At 46.5% G+C, this 23,133-nt stretch carries 19 protein-coding genes and 1 riboswitch; of the genes, 6 read left to right on the top strand and 13 right to left on the bottom strand.

What is annotated here, in order from left to right; genetic code table 11:
• Positions 1-6 precede the first annotated feature (6 nt).
• The 3 genes from ABNN70_RS07900 to ABNN70_RS07890 all read right to left on the bottom strand — a co-directional run bounded on the left by ABNN70_RS07900 (position 7) and on the right by ABNN70_RS07890 (position 3,490).
• Positions 7-1,587 carry a flagellar hook-associated protein 2 gene (locus ABNN70_RS07900; protein ID WP_353947473.1) on the bottom strand — a complete coding sequence of 527 codons (1,581 nt, stop codon included), beginning with the start codon at positions 1,585-1,587 and terminating at the stop codon, positions 7-9.
• A 24-nt stretch (positions 1,588-1,611) separates the two neighbouring features.
• The gene (locus ABNN70_RS07895) at positions 1,612-1,983 is read right to left on the bottom strand and encodes a flagellar protein FlaG (protein WP_353947472.1); all 372 of its coding nucleotides are present in this window, start codon (positions 1,981-1,983) and stop codon (positions 1,612-1,614) included.
• A gap of 151 nt (positions 1,984-2,134) precedes the next feature.
• Positions 2,135-3,490 carry a flagellin gene (locus tag ABNN70_RS07890; protein ID WP_353947471.1) on the bottom strand — a complete coding sequence of 452 codons (1,356 nt, stop codon included), beginning with the start codon at positions 3,488-3,490 and terminating at the stop codon, positions 2,135-2,137.
• A gap of 585 nt (positions 3,491-4,075) precedes the next feature.
• On the opposite strand from ABNN70_RS07890, the gene ABNN70_RS07885 reads away from it, so the two are divergent.
• Positions 4,076-4,372: a hypothetical protein gene (locus tag ABNN70_RS07885; protein ID WP_353947470.1), complete on the top strand. Its 297-nt coding sequence runs from the start codon at positions 4,076-4,078 to the stop codon at positions 4,370-4,372.
• Positions 4,373-5,045: 673 nt separating this feature from the next.
• Here ABNN70_RS07885 and treR read toward each other — a convergent pair.
• The 4 genes from treR to treP form a co-directional block, all read right to left on the bottom strand.
• Positions 5,046-5,765, bottom strand: a complete 720-nt coding sequence (gene treR / locus ABNN70_RS07880; protein ID WP_353947469.1) for a trehalose operon repressor — start codon at positions 5,763-5,765, stop codon at positions 5,046-5,048.
• A 386-nt stretch (positions 5,766-6,151) separates the two neighbouring features.
• The gene (locus ABNN70_RS07875; RefSeq protein WP_353947468.1) at positions 6,152-6,658 is read right to left on the bottom strand and encodes a PTS glucose transporter subunit IIA; all 507 of its coding nucleotides are present in this window, start codon (positions 6,656-6,658) and stop codon (positions 6,152-6,154) included.
• A gap of 33 nt (positions 6,659-6,691) precedes the next feature.
• Positions 6,692-8,407 carry an alpha,alpha-phosphotrehalase gene (gene treC, locus ABNN70_RS07870; RefSeq protein ID WP_353947467.1) on the bottom strand — a complete coding sequence of 572 codons (1,716 nt, stop codon included), beginning with the start codon at positions 8,405-8,407 and terminating at the stop codon, positions 6,692-6,694.
• 35 nt (positions 8,408-8,442) lie between these two features.
• Entirely contained in the window at positions 8,443-9,876 is a 1,434-nt protein-coding gene (gene treP, locus ABNN70_RS07865; RefSeq protein WP_353947466.1) for a PTS system trehalose-specific EIIBC component, read from the bottom strand.
• A 586-nt stretch (positions 9,877-10,462) separates the two neighbouring features.
• Here treP and ABNN70_RS07860 point away from each other — a divergent pair.
• The gene (locus ABNN70_RS07860; protein ID WP_129928777.1) at positions 10,463-11,059 is read left to right on the top strand and encodes a plasmid pRiA4b ORF-3 family protein; all 597 of its coding nucleotides are present in this window, start codon (positions 10,463-10,465) and stop codon (positions 11,057-11,059) included.
• A 460-nt stretch (positions 11,060-11,519) separates the two neighbouring features.
• Here the strand turns inward: ABNN70_RS07860 and ABNN70_RS07855 are convergent, their stop codons facing one another.
• Positions 11,520-11,765, bottom strand: coding sequence for a DUF6429 family protein (locus ABNN70_RS07855; RefSeq protein WP_353947465.1), 246 nt, complete (start codon positions 11,763-11,765; stop codon positions 11,520-11,522).
• A gap of 414 nt (positions 11,766-12,179) precedes the next feature.
• On the opposite strand from ABNN70_RS07855, the gene ABNN70_RS07850 reads away from it, so the two are divergent.
• Together ABNN70_RS07850 and ABNN70_RS07845 are read left to right on the top strand one after the other, a co-directional pair.
• Positions 12,180-13,781, top strand: coding sequence for a hypothetical protein (locus ABNN70_RS07850; protein ID WP_353947464.1), 1,602 nt, complete (start codon positions 12,180-12,182; stop codon positions 13,779-13,781).
• A 590-nt stretch (positions 13,782-14,371) separates the two neighbouring features.
• A complete protein-coding gene (locus ABNN70_RS07845) occupies positions 14,372-15,637 on the top strand; it encodes a cation:dicarboxylase symporter family transporter (protein ID WP_353947463.1) in 1,266 nt (421 codons plus the stop codon).
• A gap of 144 nt (positions 15,638-15,781) precedes the next feature.
• Here the strand turns inward: ABNN70_RS07845 and ABNN70_RS07840 are convergent, their stop codons facing one another.
• The 4 genes from ABNN70_RS07840 to ABNN70_RS07825 form a co-directional block, all read right to left on the bottom strand.
• Entirely contained in the window at positions 15,782-16,726 is a 945-nt protein-coding gene (locus ABNN70_RS07840) for an aldo/keto reductase (RefSeq protein ID WP_326407520.1), read from the bottom strand.
• Between the two features lie 206 nt (positions 16,727-16,932).
• Positions 16,933-18,096, bottom strand: coding sequence for an ABC transporter permease (locus ABNN70_RS07835; RefSeq protein WP_353947462.1), 1,164 nt, complete (start codon positions 18,094-18,096; stop codon positions 16,933-16,935).
• Entirely contained in the window at positions 18,083-19,225 is a 1,143-nt protein-coding gene (locus ABNN70_RS07830) for an ABC transporter permease (protein WP_353947461.1), read from the bottom strand. The genes ABNN70_RS07835 and ABNN70_RS07830 overlap by 14 nt, the downstream gene beginning before the upstream one ends.
• A 15-nt stretch (positions 19,226-19,240) precedes the next feature.
• The gene (locus tag ABNN70_RS07825) at positions 19,241-20,170 is read right to left on the bottom strand and encodes an ABC transporter ATP-binding protein (RefSeq protein ID WP_353947460.1); all 930 of its coding nucleotides are present in this window, start codon (positions 20,168-20,170) and stop codon (positions 19,241-19,243) included.
• A gap of 173 nt (positions 20,171-20,343) precedes the next feature.
• Between ABNN70_RS07825 and ABNN70_RS07820 the strand changes: the two genes are divergently transcribed.
• Together ABNN70_RS07820 and ABNN70_RS07815 are read left to right on the top strand one after the other, a co-directional pair.
• The gene (locus tag ABNN70_RS07820) at positions 20,344-21,432 is read left to right on the top strand and encodes a histidine kinase (RefSeq protein ID WP_353947459.1); all 1,089 of its coding nucleotides are present in this window, start codon (positions 20,344-20,346) and stop codon (positions 21,430-21,432) included.
• Positions 21,429-22,055 (top strand): response regulator transcription factor, encoded by a 627-nt coding sequence (locus ABNN70_RS07815; protein ID WP_129928785.1) that lies wholly within the window; start codon positions 21,429-21,431, stop codon positions 22,053-22,055. Before ABNN70_RS07820 ends, ABNN70_RS07815 begins: the two co-directional genes overlap by 4 nt.
• A 62-nt stretch (positions 22,056-22,117) precedes the next feature.
• Here the strand turns inward: ABNN70_RS07815 and ABNN70_RS07810 are convergent, their stop codons facing one another.
• Complete coding sequence (locus ABNN70_RS07810) at positions 22,118-22,456, bottom strand: hypothetical protein (protein WP_353947458.1); 339 nt, start codon at positions 22,454-22,456, stop codon at positions 22,118-22,120.
• 473 nt (positions 22,457-22,929) lie between these two features.
• A riboswitch (SAM riboswitch) is annotated at positions 22,930-23,036 on the bottom strand.
• Positions 23,037-23,133: the final 97 nt, after the last annotated feature.

Here is a 23,133-nt window from a genome sequence, read left to right as displayed (position 1 = left end):
CTCTGTTTATTGTCCCATGAACTGTTGCAGATAACCAGCCTGGCTGTTCGCCTGCTGGATGGCCGCTTCCATGGCGTCAAACTGGGCATAATAGCGATTTTCGACATCAACTAATCGCAGCTTGAAAGCTGCAATCCGTTCATTCATGTCATTAATGCTGCGCCCCATCGAGTACTGATCTTCAACCCAGCTTGTCTTCCCGGCCTTCTCTTCAATCTGATCGACCGTTTTCTTCAGCGTCCCGTCGAGGCGCTGCATGATCCCCTGATCAGCTTCCGTCGTCCCCTGTTTCGAAAACAGGTTCATTACCGCCTGCGGATCGGTACTGATCGCCTCACGCAGCTTTGCCTCATCGACAACAAGCTTGCCGTGTTCCAGATAATCGGTACTCGTCGTGATCCCGATCTCAGCGAGCTGATCCATCTCATCATTACCCGTTCCACTGACTGATGAATAGATATCCTGACGCATCTGCGCCAGCGCGCCGGTCAGGATACTGTCGCTCGCCAGCATGCCGGATTTCGCCCGGTTCGTCCAGTTCTCGATGTCCGAATCTTTCATCTCCGATTTCTGAAGATCCGTCAGAGGCGGATAGTCGCGGTAGCGTTTCTCTGAGATCTTGTCGTTGATCTTCGCGATCGTGTCATTATACTGATCGACAAAATCCGTAATCTTTTTAAATACGGCTTCCGTGTCGTTGTCAACACGAACCGTTGCCGTTTCACCCGGTGCGGTATTTCCCTGAAGGGTGTAGGTGACACCGCCGACAGTGAACGTGTTAGAGTGGCGGTGCGTGTCCAGTCCGTTTATAGTGAATTCGGCGTCCGACCCATCAGTAAAATTAGCATCAGTACTAGTCATTTTGAGGGTATTGGTGATAAAATTACCACTAAATACAATATCCGATCCATTTGGATTTAAATTTCCAGTTTCCTTTCGTGTCATAGCTATTTTATGAGTAAAAGGATCATAAAACGCATTGACACCTGAGTTGGAATCAGAAATCGTTTTCAGCATGTCATTTAACGACGTTGTACCAGGATCAAAGGAAAATGGTGGATCCGGGGCAATCGGTTTTCCATTCTCATCATAAGTCGTAATTGAAAAAGTGATGCTCTCTGGTAAACTACCTAAAATTTCACTCTGACTTGCCAGGCTTTTATCCGGATCAAAATCAGGATTAGTAGTAATCTCTCCACCTACAGCACTTGCTGACGCTGCCATTTTAACGTTTGATAATTTATACGTTGTATTCCCGGCATTTGGAGTGGCTGTCGCTGAGACAATCGAATCATTACTCGATGTTGCTGATTTCGTCAGATAGCTGTTCTGCAGCTTCATCGGAAAGATCGTATCCTCAAGGTTACTGAGCAGCGTATTCATCGAACGATAATCATCGCGCAGCCACTCCGTCTGCTGCAGTCGCTGCTGCATCTGAATCATCGGCTGGCTCTCTGCCGTCATGATCTGCGTCATGATACTGTCTACGTCGATCCCACTGGCAAGCCCGCTGACCCGGTTACTGTTTGTCGAACCGATCATACTGTTAATCGAATTAATGGATACACCGCTCGTTGAATCAGCCATTCTGACCACCTCTCAATAAAAAACTTAAACCCGTTTATTCACAATTAACCCAAGCTTCTCCGCAATTGCTGCATACATATCCATGAACTTTTTTGGAGGAATTTCCCGGATCAATTCATGCGTTACCGCGTCCTCCAGACGGATATAGTATGTATTCAGTTTATCATGAAGTACATATCGCATTTCTGTTATATTTGAACTGAGTAATTTATTTGCATCCTTTACCAGATCGTCCAGTTGTTTTTTTGTGAAAGATGTGTAAATCCTTTCTTCATCAGGTTTGCTGACAGAATTTTTGTCTTCCGCAATTTCCCGTGAATCCACCGTGCCCGGCATTGCAATCTGCACATTCTGATGATGAGTCACCGATGCACTCCCCGTCACATCAATACCCATGACCAGCCCTCCTCAACCTGTCCACTTGTTTTCCTATTGATAATATCGGCGTCTATCAAAAAAAGTTAAGGCTATGAACCGTTTCGTTCAAGGAAAAACGGACCTCCATTGATGGAGATCCGTTTCTGATAAAATGTAAATTCTAAATGAATTATCGCAGTAACTGTAGAACACCCTGAGGAAGCTGGTTGGATTGAGCAAGCATTGCCTGAGCAGCCTGGTTCAGGATGTTATTCTTCGTGAAGTTGCTCATTTCTTTCGCCATGTCTACGTCACGGATACGTGATTCAGCAGCCGTCAGGTTTTCCGAAGAAGTACCCAGGTTGTTGATCGTGTGTTCCAGACGGTTCTGGAAGGCACCAAGTTTAGAGCGTTCAGAAGAAACACTTTTAATAGCGTCATCTAAAGAGGTAATAGCTGATTCTGCCCCAGTAGCAGAAGTAACATCTACAGTATCAACTCCTAAAGCAGTAGCTGACATATCATTAACAGCTAAATCCATTGTTTGATCTTCATTTGCTCCGATGTGGAATTGTATTGAATTATTTACAACATTTACATCAGTCGCACCGGCAGCAACATTAGAGTTGAACTGAAGATTGACGCCTGCTACTTCGAACTCACCTTTAGTTAAATTATCAACAGTTGCCGTAGCTACTGTTGTAGCACCATCAGTCACTGCAACTGAAATATCAGCATCCTCAGTAAACGAATAAGAGCCATTGGAAATGGTACCACCATTTGTAAATTCATAACCAGCAATGGTATAAGAAGTAGTGTCATCCGCCTGATTATTTAGTGTCCCTACAGTTTTTCCTGTGTCTCTGTTCACTAATGTCAAAAGTTTCTTACCTGCGTTTGCTGAGTCGTCAGTCACATTTAATTGATAGTTCCCAAGCGTGTGATCTCCCGCTGCAGAACTAGTCACTGCAGTAACACCTGTACCTGCATCAGTTTGACCACTAACTGCAGCGGCGTTGTCTACTGTAATAGTGAATGTATAGGCCCCAGTATCAAGTGAAGGTGTTTCAACTGCTACACCTGATAATCCAGCAGTATTAGTTGTCCCAATACTAGATGTTGCACCAATGCCACCACTGATTAATTTTTTGGTGTTAAATTCAGTATCACTTGAAATTCTATTAATTTCGCTTTTTAACTGTTCAATTTCTTTTTGAATTTCAGAACGATCATCTGTAGTATTTGTATCGTTTGCAGATTGAACAGCTAATTCGCGCATACGTTGAAGAATTGAGTGCGTTTCGCTCAATGCTCCTTCAGCAGTTTGAATAAGAGAAACCCCGTCTTGTGCGTTCTTATTTGCCATATCCAGCCCGCGAATCTGTCCACGCATTTTTTCAGAAATGGCGAGACCTGCAGCGTCATCACCTGCACGGTTAATGCGAAGGCCTGAAGACAGTTTTTCAAGTGATTTCTGAGTTGCCGCTGTGTTCTTGCTCAGGTTATTGAGCGTATTCAACGCAGCAATGTTGTGATTGATAATCATAACTAATTTCCTCCTTGAATTATGAATTCCCACGTCCATGTGGAATAGTATCTTGGCAATTGGAAAGGCGCCTTCCCAACTGCTTACACTGTATATATCGTCAGAGGAGGAAGGATGTTTAGTAGACTAGAAATAATTATACATTTTTTAGACATGTATTGAGTTTTGATGTATGGGAGAGAAATTTCGAGGGTGGGTTTCAAATTCTACGATTCATTGAGAAATACCCGTGAAAAGTTCTCAGCTTCATCATGAAATGCTTATAATACGTAGATATAAGTCTCGTCATTTTACCAATGTTACCTTATGATATAAATAAATTAAGAATAAGGAGGACAAGAAATGAGTGAAGCATCGAAGCAGGACCGCAATCTGAATATATGGGCTGAAGTGTGGTGGTCAAGTGAGAGAAATCTGTTTTCCACAAGTTCAAAGTAAGCGGCTAATCTTTGTTCACGATCACATTATAAAAATATCCCTAAAAAGCAGAAGGAAGATGATGACTTTTATGGTTCAAATAAACCCTTATCCCATCTACCCTGGCGAATACCGAGAAGCTATTTTATTATACAAGGAGGAATTTTCATGATTATCAAACATGCATTGATAATGCCAATTCAATCAAATTTTCAAGATCCAAAATATCCAGTTAAAGTAGAATTAATTGATCAAAATGGAACCCATTTCAAAGGGATAATTACTTACTTTCACGACCGTATTCTAGGGAAATACTTATATTACAACAATGATATAAAGTTCAGGGAATTCATTGAGAATATTCAAGGAACAAGGGAATGGAGAAAATTAAAAATAGACATTAGCAATTTAATTTTTTCGTCAGATCAAGACCAATTTAAGAATCAGAAACTGAATAAAAAATAACTTTGATGTAGAGAAGTATTATATGAAGACTAAAACACTCAGCACTGAAAAGTACTGGGGTTTCTTTTTCAGCTGAAAATCGTAGTTCCAGTTAAAAACTCCATGTTCAATCATGCTTAAGCTTTCGGCTGAAACCCAATTCTTCACAATCTTAAATGTGTCGTCATTTCGGCCATTATGCTGGTTCTCAATATACTGTTTGATTACGTCCTCTGTTTCAGTTCCCTAAACTCATCCTGCAGCAGTGTGGATGAGCACCCCTTCAGATACTGCATGATTTAACTCGGGACAAGACTCGGAAGACAAGAGATCAGCAAATGGATATGTTCCTAAACTCCCCCGAAGCATGGTGAATCCGCAAGCTTCACATCCCTGTCGGATCAGTGTTCACACAATTGAATGGCTATCTGACCCAGCAGCACTTGTTATAGGCATTTGGTCACACAGATCAGATGATACTTGATATTGTAGACCGCATGACCACTTTTCTGATAACCATCCATACTTTTCACCTCTTTTGAAAAGTATGGATAGGAAAAAATATGGCTATAAGCGGATACCATCTAAAGACGGTGAATTTGAACTCAGTTTTTGTAAACAAAAAAGAGCACAATCAGATGTACTTGTCAAAAATATTTCTTTTTAACAAGACAGATTTCAGACCCACCTGATTCTATCTATGTTCTCGCCTAGCGAAATCGACAAAACGAAATTTGTCGTCCCGATGTCTGGACTCGGTATATTGAAACAGGCGTGTGTCATCCAGAAAGACCAGGCTGCGCACAACAACCACCTTGTTTCTGTCCCCAAGATCCAAATATTTATGATCTTCCTCCGTTGCCGGCTCAACTGTAATTTCTTTCTTGGCGAAACCAATAGCGAGCCCAAGCTCATTCTCAATATAATGATACAACGATTGTTCACATTTATCTTCCGTTAATACCGGCACCACATCACGGATCAGGAAATCTTTGTCTAGAATCACCCGTTCTCCCTCTGCTGCCCGGGTACGTACCAGTTCCCAGACGTACTGATCTGGCTCCAGATTCATAAGCTGCATGAGACTGGGGCTTGGCCGGTTCAGAACCAAACGATGAACTTCCGTTTGCCATTGTTCCTTCGAGTGATGACTTAATTCATAAAAACTGGTCAACCCGGAAACTGGAAAATTGAACCGGCTGACGTCGAGAACAACTGATCCTTTCCCCTGAATCTTTTGGATATAACCATTTGCTTGCAACAGTGACAGTGCTTTTCTCACGGTCTCGCGTGAAGCGTGATAGATCTGGCAGAGCTGATTCTCGGACGGAAGCAGATCCCCGGCCGCAATCTTTTTATGACGAATCTGTCCCGTGAGAGACTCATAGATGTTCGTAAACTTTTTTCTGCCCAATCAATTCACCTCCATGTGCGCTTTCGACCTGTTTTGACAACAGAATAATATGCAAACAGCTTACGCTTGTTATGCGTCCGTTATACCGATTATGCTGACTCCAAACCGACAGGAAAAAGGCAGATGTATCCCTACTTCTGCCACAGAATATTATATCAGATCCTGTACTTTTTGGATATGCAGTCTGGTTCCAGAACCGATGTTGCGGTCGAAATAGAAATCAGTATGGTGATACCAACTTATCAATTCAAAAGTTTTTCAGAATACAAAAAAAGCCTGCAGATCCCAAAATATCAGAGATTTACAGGCATATTTCAACTGGAACGGCCTCTGCGGTCGGTCGTTCCAGAAATTATTGTATCTGCACCGTTGGCTGTGACCTGTCCTTATTTACTGAGTGTGGATGTAAACAGGACTGTTTCGCCTGCGACTGCTTTCTCCGGCTGTGCCCATTCGAATTGGAAGACACCTGAATGACTATTGGTGATCACAACCGGGACAATGATCCCCTTCCCTTTTTCACGAATATGTGCAAAATCGGCTTCGATAATGGGATCACCAGTCTTGACGTGGTCACCGACTTTTCCAAGCACGCGGAAACCTTCACCCTTTAGTTCGACAGTATCCAGCCCAATGTGCACCAGGACTTCTTCGCCCATGATTGAGCGGATACCGAAGGCGTGTCCAGTTTCCGCCAGCTGAATGACTTCACCGTCAACCGGGGCCACGACCTGCTGTGTTACCGGCTCCGGATCTACAGCCATCCCTTCACCAATCATCTTCTGCGAAAACACCGGGTCAGGTACGTCTGTGACATCTTTGGCTGTGCCGGAAACTGGTGCCACAATGCGTTCCTCTGTTATTTTATCCTTATGGAACAGTTTCCCAAACATGATGACTCCTCCTTCAGAGGTAAATCTCACACTTCACTGATGTAACTGACTTCTACTGGGCTTCCGGGTCAGGTGATACACGATCGACTCGTAGGGCCTCAGCTGTATTTTTCGAAAATCTGTCGGTGAATCCGAATAGTTGCTGATCAGAATGTGACTGTCATAACGATTTGCAGGTACGCTGTCTGGCAATGCGAACGTAACCGGTGCTTTGAAAAAGTTGCTGACGACCAGCAGTTCCTCAGCCTCACCATGACGCAGATAAGCGAAAATTGCTGGATCATTGGGCAGGAGCAGTTCATAGGCACCTTCAACAATGATCGGATATTTCCGGCGCAGAGCAACCAGTTTCTGATAATGATAAAAGATCGACTGCCGGTTCGCCAGAGCTGCTTCAACATTGATTTCCGGATAATTCGGGCAAATTGGAATCCAGGGTGTACCGCTTGTAAATCCTGCATTTTTTCTGTTATTCCACTGCATCGGTGACCGACCATTATCACGGGACTTATGAGCAAGAATGTCCAGGATCCCGGTTTCAGAGAGCCCTTTTTTCTTTAACATCCGATATGCATTCAACGACTCGACATCGCGGTAGTCTGAGAGGCTCTGATACTTCGGATTGGTCATGCCAATTTCTTCACCCTGATAGATATAGGGTGTGCCCTGCATCATATGCAATGTCGTAGCCAGCATTTTGGCCGAAACTTCACGATATGGTCCATCATCGCCAAAGCGGGAGACGATCCGCGGCTGATCATGGTTGCACCAGAACAGCGCATTCCAGCCTCCTCCGGCATGCATTCTTGTCTGCCAGTCGGAAAGAATCTGCTTCAGCTTCAGAAAATCAGGCCTGGCAACCGTCCACTTTTTCCCACCTGGATAGTCTACTTTCAGATGATGAAAATTGAACACCATGCTCAGTTCGTGACGGTCCGGTTTCGTATAGCGGATACAGTTATTGATGGAGGTAGAGGACATCTCACCCACTGTCATCATCTCTATCCTTCTGCTGAAAACATTTCGGTTCATTTCCTGCAAAAATTCGTGTACTCGTGGTCCATCTGTATAAAACTTCTTACCTCGGGCATCCGGAGGTGCATCTGCATCGTCCGGAAAACGCTGATTCTTAGAGATCACATTAATCACATCCATCCGGAAGCCATCGGCTCCTTTATCTATCCAGAAATTCATCATCCGGTAGATAGTCTGTCGAAGCTGAGGGTTTTCCCAGTTCAGATCGGCCTGGGTCGGATCATAAAGGTGCAGGTAATACTGACCGGTTGTCTCATCCCATGCCCAGGCGGATCCGCCGAATTTTGACTGCCAGTTATTTGGCGGTCCGCCATCCGGTTTCGGATCCTTCCAGATATAGTAATCGCGAAATGGGTTATTTCTGTTTTTCCTGGATTCCTGAAACCAGTGATGTGCCGTCGATGTGTGGTTAACGACCATATCCATCACTATTTTCAGATGACGTTTGTGAGCTTCAGTAAACAATTGCTCCAGGTCTTTCATCGACCCATATTCCGGCTCTATACTGTAGTAATCACTGATGTCATATCCATTATCCTTCTGTGGCGACTGGTAAACCGGCGTTAACCAGATTACCTCGATGCCAAGTTTCTTCAGATAGTCCAGTTTTTCAGTAATACCGGGAAGATCGCCTATACCATCTCCGTCTGTATCAAGAAAGCTTTTCGGGTAGACTTGATAAATCGTTGCCTGTTTCCACCAGGGCTGCGTCATTGTACAAACACCACCTGAACAATATTTTCAGTCAGTTACTGTAATTCTGCTTCTGTCTTTTTTTTACTGAATTTCGAGAATACCCAGGTCAGTAAGAATGGCAGTACCAGTACGATGGCCATACCGATAGCGAAGGCCCCCCAGTATTGCGGAATAATCGACAGGATACCCGGGAGTCCGCCAATGCCGATTGATGTCGCCTTAACTCCGAGTACCGAGATAAAGGCACCACCTATGCCTGCACTGATAATGGAAGCGAAGAACGGATAACGATAACGCAGGTTCACACCGAAAATTGCTGGTTCTGTAACTCCAAGCCAGGCCGAGATGGATGACGTTAAAGCCAGCCCTTTCATTTTCGCTTGACGTGCCACGAAGAAGATGGCGAAAGCAGCAGTACCCTGAGCGATGTTACACAATGCCAAAATCGGCCACAGGAATGTGGAATTTGTGCTGCCAATCAGCTGCAAGTCGACGGCAAGGAACAGATGATGCATGCCGGTAATGACGAGTATGCTGTACAGGAAGCCATAGACTGCGCCACCGATAATCGGAGCGATATCAAACAGACCGACCAGACCCTCAGTGATCCAGTTGGCTAATATCATGGTAACAGGTCCGATGAACAGGAATGCCAGGAAACCGGTAACCAGCAAGGCAACCGGTCCGACAACAAGCAACTGAAAGTTGTCAGGCACATGCCTTCTCAGGAATACATCAATTTTGGCCAATACATAGGAAGCAAACAGGACGGGGAGCACCTGACCCTGATAGCCGACTTTTTCTACTTCCAGACCAAACAGATTCCATACCGGAACCGTACCCTCACTCCTTGCCTGAGCAAGGCCATAAGCATTCTGCAGATCCGGATGTACCAGAATCAGTCCAAGCACGATACCGAGCAGCGGACTGCCCCCAAATCTCCTAACCGCTGACCAGCCGATCAATACTGGCAGAAAGGTAAACGCCGCATTGGCAATTACAAAAATAATATTGGCGAACCCGTCCCACTGCGGGTAAACTTGCACAATCGATTGATTTTTAAAGAATATACCTGGATTCGCCAGGATGTTGTTGATGCCCATCAGCAAACCAGCTGTTACGATCGCTGGCAGAATGGGGATGAAAATATCGGCGAGAACTTTAATCCCCCGCTGCAGCCAGTTGCCTTTTTCAGCAGCTACATCTTTGACTTCCTGTTTTGTGGCTTCACCAAGCCCAGTCAGTCGAATGAATACGTCATAGACCTTATCCACCGTCCCCTGACCAATGACGACCTGGAACTGTCCGTTTGCGGAGAAAAAACCTTTCACCAGATCGACTTTATCCAGGTTCTCTTTATCCACCTTACTCTCATCGTCCAGTACCAGCCTTAAACGTGTCACACAGTGGGTACCGGCTTTGATATTATTTTTACCACCCACATACTGAATTATTTTCCGAACAGATTCTTCATTAACTGATGCCATCTCTATCCCCCTAATCTATCCCTGTACGGTATCTGTCATCAGATCTGTGTTGATTACGTTTACATTCTGCTGCAGCCATTTTGTAAACCCCGGGCAAATCCGAAAACATTTTTTGAGTCACAGGGCTCTTTAATTACATGTTTATTATAGCGCTTTCATTTAAACTTGTATAGTCATGTTGATTATATTTTGCATACTTGTACATATAAATATTTGCCCGACAGTGTCAAAAAAACTGCCCTGTCTGTTTGAATGTCAGTAAACATTCAGGTGATTTTATTGCCAGAAACAGACCGGTATATATCGATCCACTTTCCGGGGAATCAGTACAGCAAGACGATGATGTCCCCACAAAAGCTGAAATGATTGACAGGATCAACAGGATCTGGTGGCCGGAGGAGAAACCCTTTTGACAGCTATCATCACTGAATGGGCTGAAATCTGTCATCTAAGCAGTCCTGGTCCTGAGGAGTCAGAAGGTATGGCCGGACAGCAGCCGACTGCACGTTGGATGAGTTGTCCGATCCGGCGTCTCGTTGTAAAATAGCCGTTAAATACTCAAACTTATACAGAGGTGGTCTTGAATATGATCGATCAGTTTAAACTGACTTTTCGTGGAACACATCATCCTCCGGTCTGGATTCGAATCGAAGTGGATCAGAATATGACCTTTAGAGGACTTCATGAACTGATTCAGGCCGCATTTGACTGGGGAGATATCATGCTGCATGATTTTGAAGTTCCGAACCCTCAGAATACGGATAAGCAAGTCGGCGGTCTGGATTTGAATCATCTGGTTGAGTTCGCTGTAAAGTATATGTTACCGACCAAACATATTGGACCAGCGGACGATTTTGATGATGCTTTTGATGAAATTCTGGATGAAGAGAAATGCAAGCTGAAAAATTTTCTGAAAAATCCGGGCGACAAGGCGGTCTATACCTATGACTTTGAAGAGGACTGGGAAGTAAATGTGCGACTTGAGGAAAAGCACCGTGCGGAGAAAAATATTTCCTATCCACGCTGCATCAAGGTAAGTCGCGGCTATGTTGATTTCATGACGGAACAGGGCGAATGGACCCGTGACCATCCCGACGTTCAGTCTGCAGACGTCATTGAGACGAATCCGAAAGCATGGGTTAAAACGGTGAATCAGTCTTTCAGGAAAATTTCTTTAAAGTAACTCCCAGGATGATCAACTAGATTTCCTGTCGATTTTCTAATGAGCGTATCAGGAATGTTTGAATTTCTGTTCATTCGGGGTCAGAGGAAATATTCTGAGATCTGAATTCTGAGTTGATCAGCATTTTATAGACCTGATCTGGGGAATATCTCCAGAATCCTGATGAAAAACTTAAATGCTTTCTTCCCCATCGTTCACCCATAGCACCTTAACCAGAATATAATGGCAAATCCTTTCCTTGCAATAGTGACCTGTGATATCTCCTATCCCATTTCAGCCGGAAAAAGTTAAAAAATGTATCCTGGCCTGCAAGATATACTGAATAGAGCGCGATTGCGACAAATTAAACGCTTTAACCCGAAAATCATGCATTAGCTTTTTAATTTATCATCCTTTTATAATAAAAACAGATTAATGATCCCTCAGGCAAAGTAATCATCCGTAAAATAGAAGAAACGGATTACCTGCTCAACCCGTAATCCTTCAGCAACTTTTTAGCAACAGCAATCCCTTTTTCTGAAAGATAAACAGATTTTGCCTTGTGGCTGACGCTGATCAGGCCTTTATCTTCCAGCTCATTGAGAACGTCAAAGTCGTAGCCTTTCCAGGCGCGCAGATCACGTCGCTCGAAATCGCTTTCTTCCCAGGAAGTCAGATACAGCAGTATCATCGTCAGACTCCTGATCAGTTGTTCGCTATGATTCATCAAATGAATCCTCCCTTCATCATGCACATCAGCAATAATTGCCAGTTTATAAACCATTACTTCCATTTTAAGTGTAAAATATGGTTTATGCGATAGTCAGTCTGCATTTCATCGCCACATGGCTCCCTGAATCTGTACCCGGTCAAACTGAAGTAATGTGGGTCCACATCCTCTGCCTGTTGGATGAGCTGATCACCCGGCCAACTCTGACCTCACGTCGTAAAATAGCAGTTGAATAGCTGGCCTTATTACACAGGTTAATCGAGCAGCTTAAACTGATTTTTCGCGGAACAGAACATATCATCCTCCGGTCTGGATTCGGATCAAAGCGGGCAAAATAACCAGATGAAGTGGCGAACCCCGCAGGCCTCTGAACAGCCTTTCCTTAGTCCATGAGAAAGAAGGGATCCATCCATGATTTACCAGTTAAAAATAACGATGAAGCAGGTGCATCCTCCAATCTGGGCGCGTCTGCAAGTAACAAGCGACAGCACTTTTGAAGATCTCAATGATTATTTACAGGATGTATTCGATTACGAAGAGGATCAACCGCATATTTTTGAGATGCCTGAAAACCCGGATAATCAGAGAGGTCTCGCTGGTGAGATCCAACGATTTCTCCCGATCACCGTACAGATTGTTTCTTCTATTGATTCATGGGATACTGCGACCGATAAAGAGCTATTAGAAGAAGAAGATTTTATACTTGAAAATTTTCTGTGCAACTCTGGTGATAAGGGAACCTATCAATTCGGCAGTGATGTCTATGAGATTCTTCTTGAAAAGCGTATCCATTCAGACCAGGGCAATTTCCCGAAATGTGTAAAAATCAGTCAGGGATTTTTCAACTATCTGAACGAAAAAATCAGGAAGGATGACCGGGAAGCAGTGTTATTTGCAGACCCTTCCGAAGTTGTTGATGAAATGAATGATCTTTTTGAACTATATAACGAAGAATTATTTGATCTGACAGAGAATGCCGATGACTGGCGGATATTGATCGACTTCGCCAGTCGTTACAGGGAACTGGCGCCCTGGAAGTGGCTGGATTCCGATCAGGTAATTGCTCTGGATCTGCCAGGTTATACAGACCGGGCCTATTGCTTCATCCTCGGCGCCGACAATATGTTATTTGGCCTGGCCGTTTATCTGGGGAAAACAGGACTGGCACGTGTGAATGAGACGTATGAAACGATCAATGAAGAAGAAATGCCGGAGATTTACCGTCGTAATCGTGGACTGAATCTTTCATTTACCGGCCAAGAAGACATGTCACCGGAAGAATGGTTATTGTTTGAAGAGCTGGGCCTTTACCCGGACGAGGGAGAATGGCCGATGTTTCGCAGCTTTACGCCTGGGATGGCGCCATGTTTCCTGAAACAAAATGAGATTCGGCAAATGTCGGCCATTCTTGAGCAGATTACAGATGTAGCTGTTCAAACAAAAAAGTCGCCCCGATCTATTCCACACTATCAGGATGAACAGTGGTTTCTACGGTCGTTCCACGATACATCTGAGACGAAGCTGGACACCCTGTTCACGCCGGACCGTGAAACGGAAATACGGAAATATTCCACGGATGTCCCACTGGGTGACCTGGGATTCAGCCTGAAACAATTGAAAAAGAGCAGCCCTGTGTTGAACGTCTGGGCGGAGGTTGGCGTCCGCTATGCCCCTGTCCCGGTTAAGTCTGAAAACGATCCATGTCCCTACTATCCAAAAATCTATTTAATGGTGGATCATCAAAACGGACAGATAATGAAATTCGCATTAGTCCCTCCTGAGAAAGAAATCGATAAAGAGGCTTACGCTCGCTTCATCCGTCTATCGTTTCTTGAACTGATTCAGGAACTTGGACGTCGCCCGAGCGGAATCTTGATTGATAGCAGCGACATGCGGCATATCCTCCAACCCGTCTGTAAAATACTGGGTATCTTCTGCAACGAGTCGACAAATCTCCGAGGGTTATCAGCTATGCTGCTTGCCATGGAGGATGAGATGGGAAATTTACCATGATATGCCATCAGAAGTTGGTCTGGAAGATTGCTTTCAATTCGGTGATATATGTCTGAATGTAGATGGCCACACTTTACCGTACAAATTACGTCATCTTTTTTTACCCATTTTTCGTCGCCCTTATTTATCTGTCACAGGAAAATCCTATGCTCTTGCCTGCCGTCTGATCAGAAGTATGGCTGCGTTTCCATTACATTTAAGTGTACATTTATTTGTCTAATTTGTGAATATGAAAAAAAGCCTGTGTCACGCGCAAATGTGACCCGATCGACAGATTCCGGCCGCATCCGTCAGGAAAAATCAGGACGACATTCTCAAAAATTATCCGGTTTACGACAGACAATTAACCGCACCGTTAACTGCTCAAACCCGTCATGCAAGTCCCCGACCGATCAAATATACTGTGCAATTTGTGCATTGGCGATCCTGTTGTATAATAAAATTTCCGGGGTTATGCTTCTGCATGGTGTTTGCCTGATTATATTGTGACTGCTCTCATAATCATAAGGACCGCACGCCCGGTTACCTGGATCGTTCATCGTTAAGGACAGAGACAGAAAAGCAGTAGACGGTAAAGGTGGTTAAATAAATTGAAGAAATTTGGTTTGGCAACGCAGATTTTCGCCGGACTGATCCTGGGGATTGTGGTTGGGGCTGTTTTTTACGGTAATGAAACAGCGATGGCTATTCTCCAGCCGTTCGGTGATATTTTTATTCATTTGATCAAGATGATCGTTATTCCGATTATTGTGTCGGCACTGATTGTCTCTATCGCCAGTGTCGGTGATGTGAAAAAACTTGGGAAACTCGGCGGGAAGACGATCATCTATTTTGAAATCATCACAACGCTGGCACTCGGGATCGGTCTGATTTCCGCCAACGTATTCCATCCGGGGTCGGGCATTAATCTATCCAGTCTTTCGAAGGGGGACATTTCCACTTATGAACAGACAGCCAGATCGAGTGAGCAGACAGGGGTGGTCAGCCATTTTGTCGACATCATCCCGAGTAATGTGTTTCAGTCACTGGCGCAGGGCGATCTGCTGCCGGTTATCTTTTTCTCAGTGATTTTCGGAATCGGCGTGGCATCGATCGGCAGACGCGGACAGCCAGTACTGAACTTTTTTGAAGGCACGCTGGAAGCGATGTACTGGGTCACCAATCTGGTCATGAAGTTTGCGGCATTCGGTGTGTTCGGGCTGATTGGCGTCAATGTGGCCCGGTTCGGTCTTTCTTCACTGATCCCGCTCGGCAAACTGGTGCTTGTCATTTACGGGACGATGATCTTGTTTGTTCTCCTCGTTCTCGGGCTGATCGCACGAGCTGCCGGAACACGTATTTTCACATTGTTCCGCATTCTAAAAGACGAACTGCTTCTTGCCTTCACAACTGCCAGTTCGGAAGCGGTCCTGCCCAGGCTGATGGATAAAATGGTCCGGTTTGGCTGTCCGAAATCGATCACGTCATTTGTGGTCCCGACCGGATATACGTTCAATCTGGATGGATCGGCAATCTATCAGTCGATTGCCGCCCTGTTCATTGCACAGATTTACGGTATTCACCTTTCCCTCGGCCATCAGCTGACTCTTCTTGTTATCCTGATGCTGACATCGAAAGGAATGGCCGGCGTGACCGGGGCATCGTTCGTTGTCCTTTTGACGACACTGGGGTCGATGGGACTGCCGCTGGAAGGCGTCGCATTCATTGCCGGCATTGACCGTATTCTGGATATGCTGCGGACTGTAGTCAATGTCGTCGGCAATGCACTCGCCTCAGTAGTCATGTCCAAATCAGAAGGTGTGTTTGATCAGAAAAAGTCAGAGGCCTATCTTCTCTCTCAGCATAAATTAGCGTGAAACAGGCCACGCTGCGGGGAACCCGGAGGATGATGTGAATCCCAAAAGTTGAACGCATCGGGCTGCTCCACCCGGGGGCTGCCCGTTAGTGCGCACTAAAAAAGTCCGGATCAGGTGGTCCGGACTTTTTTCTATATATCACGTTCAGGCAAATTGTTTATCAATGGCCTGATAATCTGCATCACTGAGCGAGACGTCGTACGCTCCGAGATTACTCAGCAGCTGTTCCGGCGTTCTGGCTCCGGGAATGACGGGCCCGATCAGCGGATTTTTCAGATACCACGCCAGTACGAGCTGAGCAACAGTCGCATGGCTTGCCTCGGCGATCGGTCTGAGCCGGTCCACTTTCCGGATATTCGCCTCCAGCTGATCCGCGGCGTACAGATCAATCTCGTGACGGTGATCCTCTTTCGTAAAGGTCGGCATATGATCTGCAGAATAACGGCCGGTGAGGAGCGCCGCCGCAAAGGGCTCATATGGAACGAAGGAGATCCGGTTTTCTTTCAGATAGGGCAGCAGCTGCTTTTCTGCTCCTCTCTGAAACAGATTGTACTGATTTTCAACCAGGTCGACATATCCGTCACGGTTTGCTTCCTTCACCTGTTCCAGTGAGAAATTGGAAACCCCGATGGCGCGGATCTTCCCTTCTTCCCGCAGTTTCTGCAGGGCACCGACGGCTTCAGCTTTCGGCGTATCTTCGTCCGGGAAGTGGATATAGAAAATATCCAGATAATCCGTCTGCAGACGTTTCAGGCTGTCCTCCACCGCCTGCCTCAGAAACTCCGGCGAATTGTTCAGTGTCACTGACCCGTCAGACGCCACCTGATGCGCCGCTTTAGAGGCCAGAATCACCTTGTGGCGGTCATTGTGCTGCAGAACCTCACCAATCAGTTCCTCCGAATGGCCGAGCCCGTACATGAAGGCCGTATCAATCATTTCCACCTTATGATCGATGGCTGTCTGAACGACTTTCCTGCCTGTTTCATCATCCAGATTTGGAAACAGATTATAGCCTCCGACTTTATTTGTGCCAAGTCCGAGCGGATTCACGTGGATTCCACTTTTTCCAATCACTGCTTTTTCCACCAATATGCACCAGCCTTTCTCTTTCTTTATTCATCGTAACCGGACAGGTCCATCATGGTCAAAAGATTTGATTGAGAAACATGTCACCGTTCATTTGCCCTCCAGCCTGCATTGGGGGGCCGGGCGAACGGGACGCGGATTTCACCCTGAAAAGCAAGGGAGAACAGAAAAAAACCGCCTGTTCGAAAAGGGCGGTCTTTTCCCTGTCGTCAGCTCATCAGCCGTTTTCTTTTTCCAATTACAAGTGCTAGTGCAATAAAGGCTGCTGTGAATATCAGAACAATGACCATGGCTGAAAGCGCAGGCTGAAGACTTTCCCAGCTGAAATCAGTCAGCCTGGCGATGTTTGCGTTCGCCTGGACATACCAGTAGGTCGGTGTAAAGCTGGCTATTTTCAGTACCGTGTCATTCAAAAACTCCTGCGGGACAAAGACGCCGCTGATAAAACTGGGGCCCAGTGTCAGGACATTAGCTACAGCCGATATGGCACTGAAATTTTTAATCAGGCTGCCGATCAGAAAACTGAGGCCGGAGATGCATGCCGTAAAGACCGTCGCATTCAGAATAAAATAGACCATGTTTGGTGTGCCGATGCTTTTGCCATCAAGCAGAAAACAGAAACCGACCAGCACCACCAGAGACACCACGGCGAACAGCAGAATGGCAGAGAACATTTGCAGGTTAAACTGCAGATGACGGATCGGTGAGCAAAAGATGCGCCGGCGGACATCAAGCTTATTGAACACCATCAGAACGGCGGAAATGCCCAGAATCAGAACGGCTGAAAGCGTATAGGAGAGAAAGTTGAAATAGTACATGGAAAAGCTCTCCGAGGTTTTCGCCTGTTTCTGTTTCTGTACCGTAACGCGCGTGTCACCGGCCAGGTTCTGTTTCAGTCGTTCGGCCAGCTGCTGCTGCGTCAGATCAGGGTCATGTTTCGCATACAGACGCACGAGATTCCAGTACTGCCGGACATGGAGGTCGATATAGGCGTTTTCTGCCGAGTTGGGGACAACCGTTTTTTCAATCTGCATCGAGCCGCTATCCAGCATATTTTCACTGTATCCCCGGGGGATGCGCATAATATATGTCACATTGCGAAAAAACAGGGCATCCTGCAGCTTTTCCGTCTGATCCGGGATGGAGATAAACTCGGCACTCTTTCCCAGCTCCTGGCGAAAGCCTTCAGTCAGCGGCGTTTTTTCTTCATCAATGAACGCGATTTTTGCCTTTTCCTGCCTGAAACCGGTCCGCCCTTCATATGTGCTGGTCGCTGAGATGGCGATGGAAATAGCCAGAAAGATCACGATATAAAGAGAAACAGAAAGCCAGTTTCTCAGGAATAGTTTCATACACAGCTTAAAGACTGGCATATTTTCGCCTCCTGACCATCAGATAGGTGCCCGCGCAGAACAGGATGATAAATCCGCACATCACGAGCAGGTTGAGCGTGAACCGGTGAAGCGAATCATAATAGTAAAGGGCATAGAATGCGTCGGTTAATAGATTGACCGGATTGATCCAGGCCAGCAGCGGGACGTGTTCGGCAATCAGGTATTTCATATTCAAATACATCATCCCGGCCAGGAAGGATCCGACCATCGTCACAACGATGAGGAGAGCGATTTTCAGCCCTTCTCCGGTTTTCACGATCGCACCGATAAAGGCACCGAATGACTGACCGAGAATACTGCCGACAAACGCAGTCAGAAGGACGTAACCGGTCCGGTGCCCGAAATCAATCCCCAGTCCATAATGGAGATAGGCCAGCAGTAGCAGGATTTCCGCATAGAGGATCAGTAACCCGGCGAAACTGCCGGCCAGAAACGCCTTCAGTTTATGAACGGGCGCCATATTGACTCTTGCCGCCCGGTCGGAAATGTCCGCCTGAATATCAGTCACTTCTTTCATGCCCCAGAAACTGCCGTACAGACAGGCCATGGCAATCAGCGAATAAAAGTAATTGAGCAGGTTATCCGGTTCCGCGCTGCCTCCTGCCGTTTCCTTGACAAAGTGATGCTGATCGCCAATATCGCTCAGCAGGCCGTCCTTCATGGCAACCGGATTTTCTGAAGCAATGCGCGTCACCGCCGCACTGGCGGATCGGTACTGATCGGCGAAGCTTTTCATGATGCTCTGATTCATGCCTGTCTCTTTGACCGTCAGTTCGATCGTCCGGCCACTTGTGTAATAGCCGTCAATCTTTCCCTGCCTCAGCCACTGATCAGCTTCAGCACGGCCGGTTGCCTGCTTCAGGTTAAAAAGCCGGTCCTTACCTGTCGACACCTCTTTCATCACGGCCTGAAACGGGGCGTCGAACGACTCTTCTCCGCCTGGGACGAGCGCCGCGTCAATCGGATGAAAAGCTTCATTATTGCCGATGTTCATAAACGCCATATAGAAAAAGGTGCCAAGGATAATCGGGAACAGAAAGGTCCAGAAGACCAGCTCCCGGTCGCGGATCAGACATTTCAATCGGTAAATAAATACATGCCGGAACATGACCCCACCTCCTTTTCAGTCCCGCAACTGTTTCCCGGTGATTTCCAGGAACACGTCGTTGAGGCTCGGTAGTTCAGAGTAAATTCTTCCAAAACCGATCTGATTTTTCTTTAAAAATTCAAGCACAGCCTCGAGGTTATTCGTTCCCTTGCCGGACTTGATAATCAGTCGCTTATCCGGATGTTCAACGGAAACGATGCCGGGCATATGGCGCAGTTCCTGCAGCTGCCCTTCATCAATGGAAAAAGCCTCGATTGTGATTTTTTCACCAAGGGTGATCATCGCCTTCAGTTCCTCTTTCGTGCCTGATGCAATCACCCGTCCTTTATCAAGGATGACGATCCGTGTACAGATCTGTTCCACTTCCTCCATATAATGAGAGGTATAAACGATGGTCGCCCCCTCTGCCTGAAGGCGTTCGATCCCTTCAAGAATCTTGTTCCGGCTCTGCGGATCCACCGCGACGGTCGGTTCATCAAGAAATATCAGTTTCGGTTTATGAGCAATGCCGCAGGCGATATTAAGTCGGCGCAGCAGGCCGCCGCTTAATTTCTTCGGTCGAAACTTGCGCCAGGCATCGAGTTCAACGAAGTGAATCGCCTCTTCGACAAGACGCTTCCGTTCCTCTCTGTCACTGATATACAGCCCGCAGAAATAGTCAATATTCTCATAAACGGTCAGTTCATCAAAGACGGCAACGTTCTGCATTACAATCCCGATATGTCTTTTAATCTCATAAGCGTCCGGAGACATCTTTTTCCCGAAGATCGTCACTTCCCCTTTATCAAACGTGAGCAGCGATAACATACAGTTTATCGCTGTGCTTTTGCCTGATCCATTAGGTCCGAGCAGGCCAAAGATCTCCCCTTCATGAACGTCAAGGGACAGGTGATCCAGGGCAACCAGATCACCATACCTTTTAACCAGATTGTGAACATGAATCATGGCTCGATCAGCTCCCTTCCCTTATATCTCCAGTGTATCCGGCGCCGCGCTTCTCTGGTAGTGCCGGCAATCATCAATTGAAATGACAATTGTCATGAATCACCGGCATTGTACCTGCACCGGAAAAATGCTTAAATAAATGTAACAGAATGAATCAGGGATGGAAGATCGCTATGGATGCACTCATCGATAAACTCATTTTAATGACCGGCTGTCTGGCCGTATACCTGACCGGGGCCACATTCACCGACAATGTAGCCCCCGTCCTTCTTTCCTTTACGTGTGCCTGTCTGCTCAGCTACTATGACCAGTCGCGCATCCGGCTCTTCCTGACGGCCGTGTACCTCTTACTTTCCTTTTTCCTGCCCTGGTTTTATGTTTTTCTGCCGCTGATCTGTTATGATTCCTTTTTTTCAAAAGGGCAGTGGATCCTGCTCCCGGGCGTGCTGTCACTTGCCGTCTCCCGGCCATCTGATATTCGGATTCAGATGCTCGTCCTGGCGCTCTTGCTGCTCTCCGCCTGTCTGAGATACCGGACGGCGTCCCTTTTTAAATTAAAAAATCAATTCTACGATCTGCGTGATACGAAGAAGGAGATGGCTTTTCGACTGAAAAAACAGAATCAGGATCTGCTGATAAACCAGGACACGGAAGTCCGCATGGCAACGCTTGGCGAACGCAACCGAATCGCAAGGGAGATTCACGATAATGTCGGTCATCTGCTCTCCCGTGCCCTGCTGCAGACCGGTGCCCTGCTGATCATCAACCGTGATAAAAAAACGAAAGAGGAGCTTTCGCGCTTAAAAGAGACACTGTCCGAGGCGATGACCAGCATCCGCTCCAGTGTACATGATCTGTATGACGAGTCGATCGATCTTGAAAAGCAGCTGAACGATCTGAAGGATAAGTTCACCTTTTGCCCGGTCACGCTTGATTATTCGGTTCATAAGCTGCCGGGAAGCAAAGTCAATGTCGCACTGATTTCGATTGTCCGGGAGGCTTTGTCCAACATGGCCCGTCATTCCAATGCGACAGCTGCCCGGATCATCCTTCGGGAACATCCGGCTTTCTACCAGTTAATGATTTCCGATAACGGGCAGGCGCGTCCGGTCGATACCGGTGAAGGCATCGGCCTGAAGAACATGCAGGACCGGGTTGAAGCGTTACGGGGTGTGATCAATTTCGAGATGGGGCAGGGATTTAAAATCTTTATTTCCGTACCTAAAAAGGCAGAGCAATTAAAGGAGGCAGAGCCATCATGAAGGTCCTTATTGTGGATGACGACCAGCTGGTGTCCGCATCGCTTCAGACGATACTTGAATCGGATCCGGTGATTCAGGTACTTGCATGCGGCGCGTCCGGAAGTCAGGCCATCTCCCTCTATCGCCGGCTGAAACCGGATATTCTGTTGATGGATATCCGGATGGACGCCATGACCGGGATAGACGCCGCAGCGGTGATCCTCAAAGAGGACCCGCAGGCAAATGTGCTCTTCCTGACCACGTTCTCAGATGACGAGTATATTATCGAAGCGTTAAAAATCGGAGCTAAGGGCTATATTCTGAAGCAGAACTTTGAAAGCATTATTCCGGCATTAAAAGCGGTGGCAAGCGGCCAGCGGGTCTTCGGCGATACGGTTGTCAGAAAAATCCCCGGACTGATCAGACAGAAGAGCCGGCCGGATTTCGAATCGTTTCATCTGAATAAACGTGAAATTGCGATGATCGAGCAGGTCGCAAGCGGGAAATCTAACCGTGAAATTGCCCAGGCCCTCTATCTCAGCGAAGGCACCGTCCGCAATTATATCAGTTCAATACTCGTTAAACTGGGGCTGCGTGATCGCACCCAGCTGGCCGTGTTCTACTATAAACAGCAGGGCTCATGATCCGCCCGCATGGAAAAAGGACGCAGGCTGTATACCCACGTCCTTGTTATCTTTACGCAGCCTTAGCCTATCCGCTGACCGCCGCTGCTGATGGCATCAATTTCTTTTCCCAGTTCCAGGCGTTTCTGTTTCAGGGCAAAAAGCTGCGCGGCGATCGCATCTGTTGGTTCAATCATATGGGTGCGGATTTTCTGACAGAGCGTGAGCAGCGCGCGGCTGACTTCCACATACTGGCGGCGAAGGGTGTGTTCATACCTCTCTGCCGAACTCCTGAACGCCTCCAGTAACTCAGTCAGCTTGACCCGAATCTGTGCCTGCCATTCTTTATCCTGTAATTCACCGGCGTAAAGGTATAAATCAAGATAGTTGTCAATCTGCGCGTATTCTGCGTCCCTGATCATGCGGATCTCCCCCTTTAATAAAAATCTTGTTCGTTTGCTTAATAAGCGGAGATTTTCCGCTTAAATGCAGAATAGAACGGGTTTCAGCGTATCATAAGCGGAATTTTTCCGATTAGGCAATGAAAGATCCTCTCTTTTCATGTTTTTGAAACCAATAGGCGGAATCCCTCCGTCTATTGAAGCTGTTTTGTATTCTTTTTACTAAGTTAAGCGGAATTTTTTCCGTCTACTCATTTACAGAGCCACCTGGCAGCGATGCCGAGCCTGTTTTCCGGGCAACGTCCACGACCGGCTGTTGGTCAGGCAAGTTGTCTCTATCTGCACAAAATTTCACGGCTCACAAGCTGCGTCCTTTGGAGCGTGGTGATTGACCCTCCCTGACGGAGCGGCGTGACACGGGCTATCTGCTGAAAAAAAAACGATTATCTTTCTTTTATACAAGAAAAATAATCGTCGGGTTTTTACGTTTATTTTTCTTATCTCTCAGATTGAGCATCTGCTGGAATTGACACCATACACCTTTTTCGATGCTGGTTGTCGGGTTTCATCGGGCCAGTCCCTCCGCCACTCTTGATAAGATATATTAAGTTGATATTAGTCTACTATGAATCAGGCCATTCTGTCAATGGAAAGAGCTTTCGGTTCATCACCTGAATGTCGGCGGACTGATATTTTCT

The sequence above is a fragment of the Sporolactobacillus sp. Y61 genome (assembly GCF_040529185.1).
In the GTDB taxonomy this organism is placed as follows: Bacteria; Bacillota; Bacilli; order Bacillales; family Sporolactobacillaceae; genus Sporolactobacillus.
This window is presented reverse-complemented; position numbering and strand designations above follow the sequence as displayed.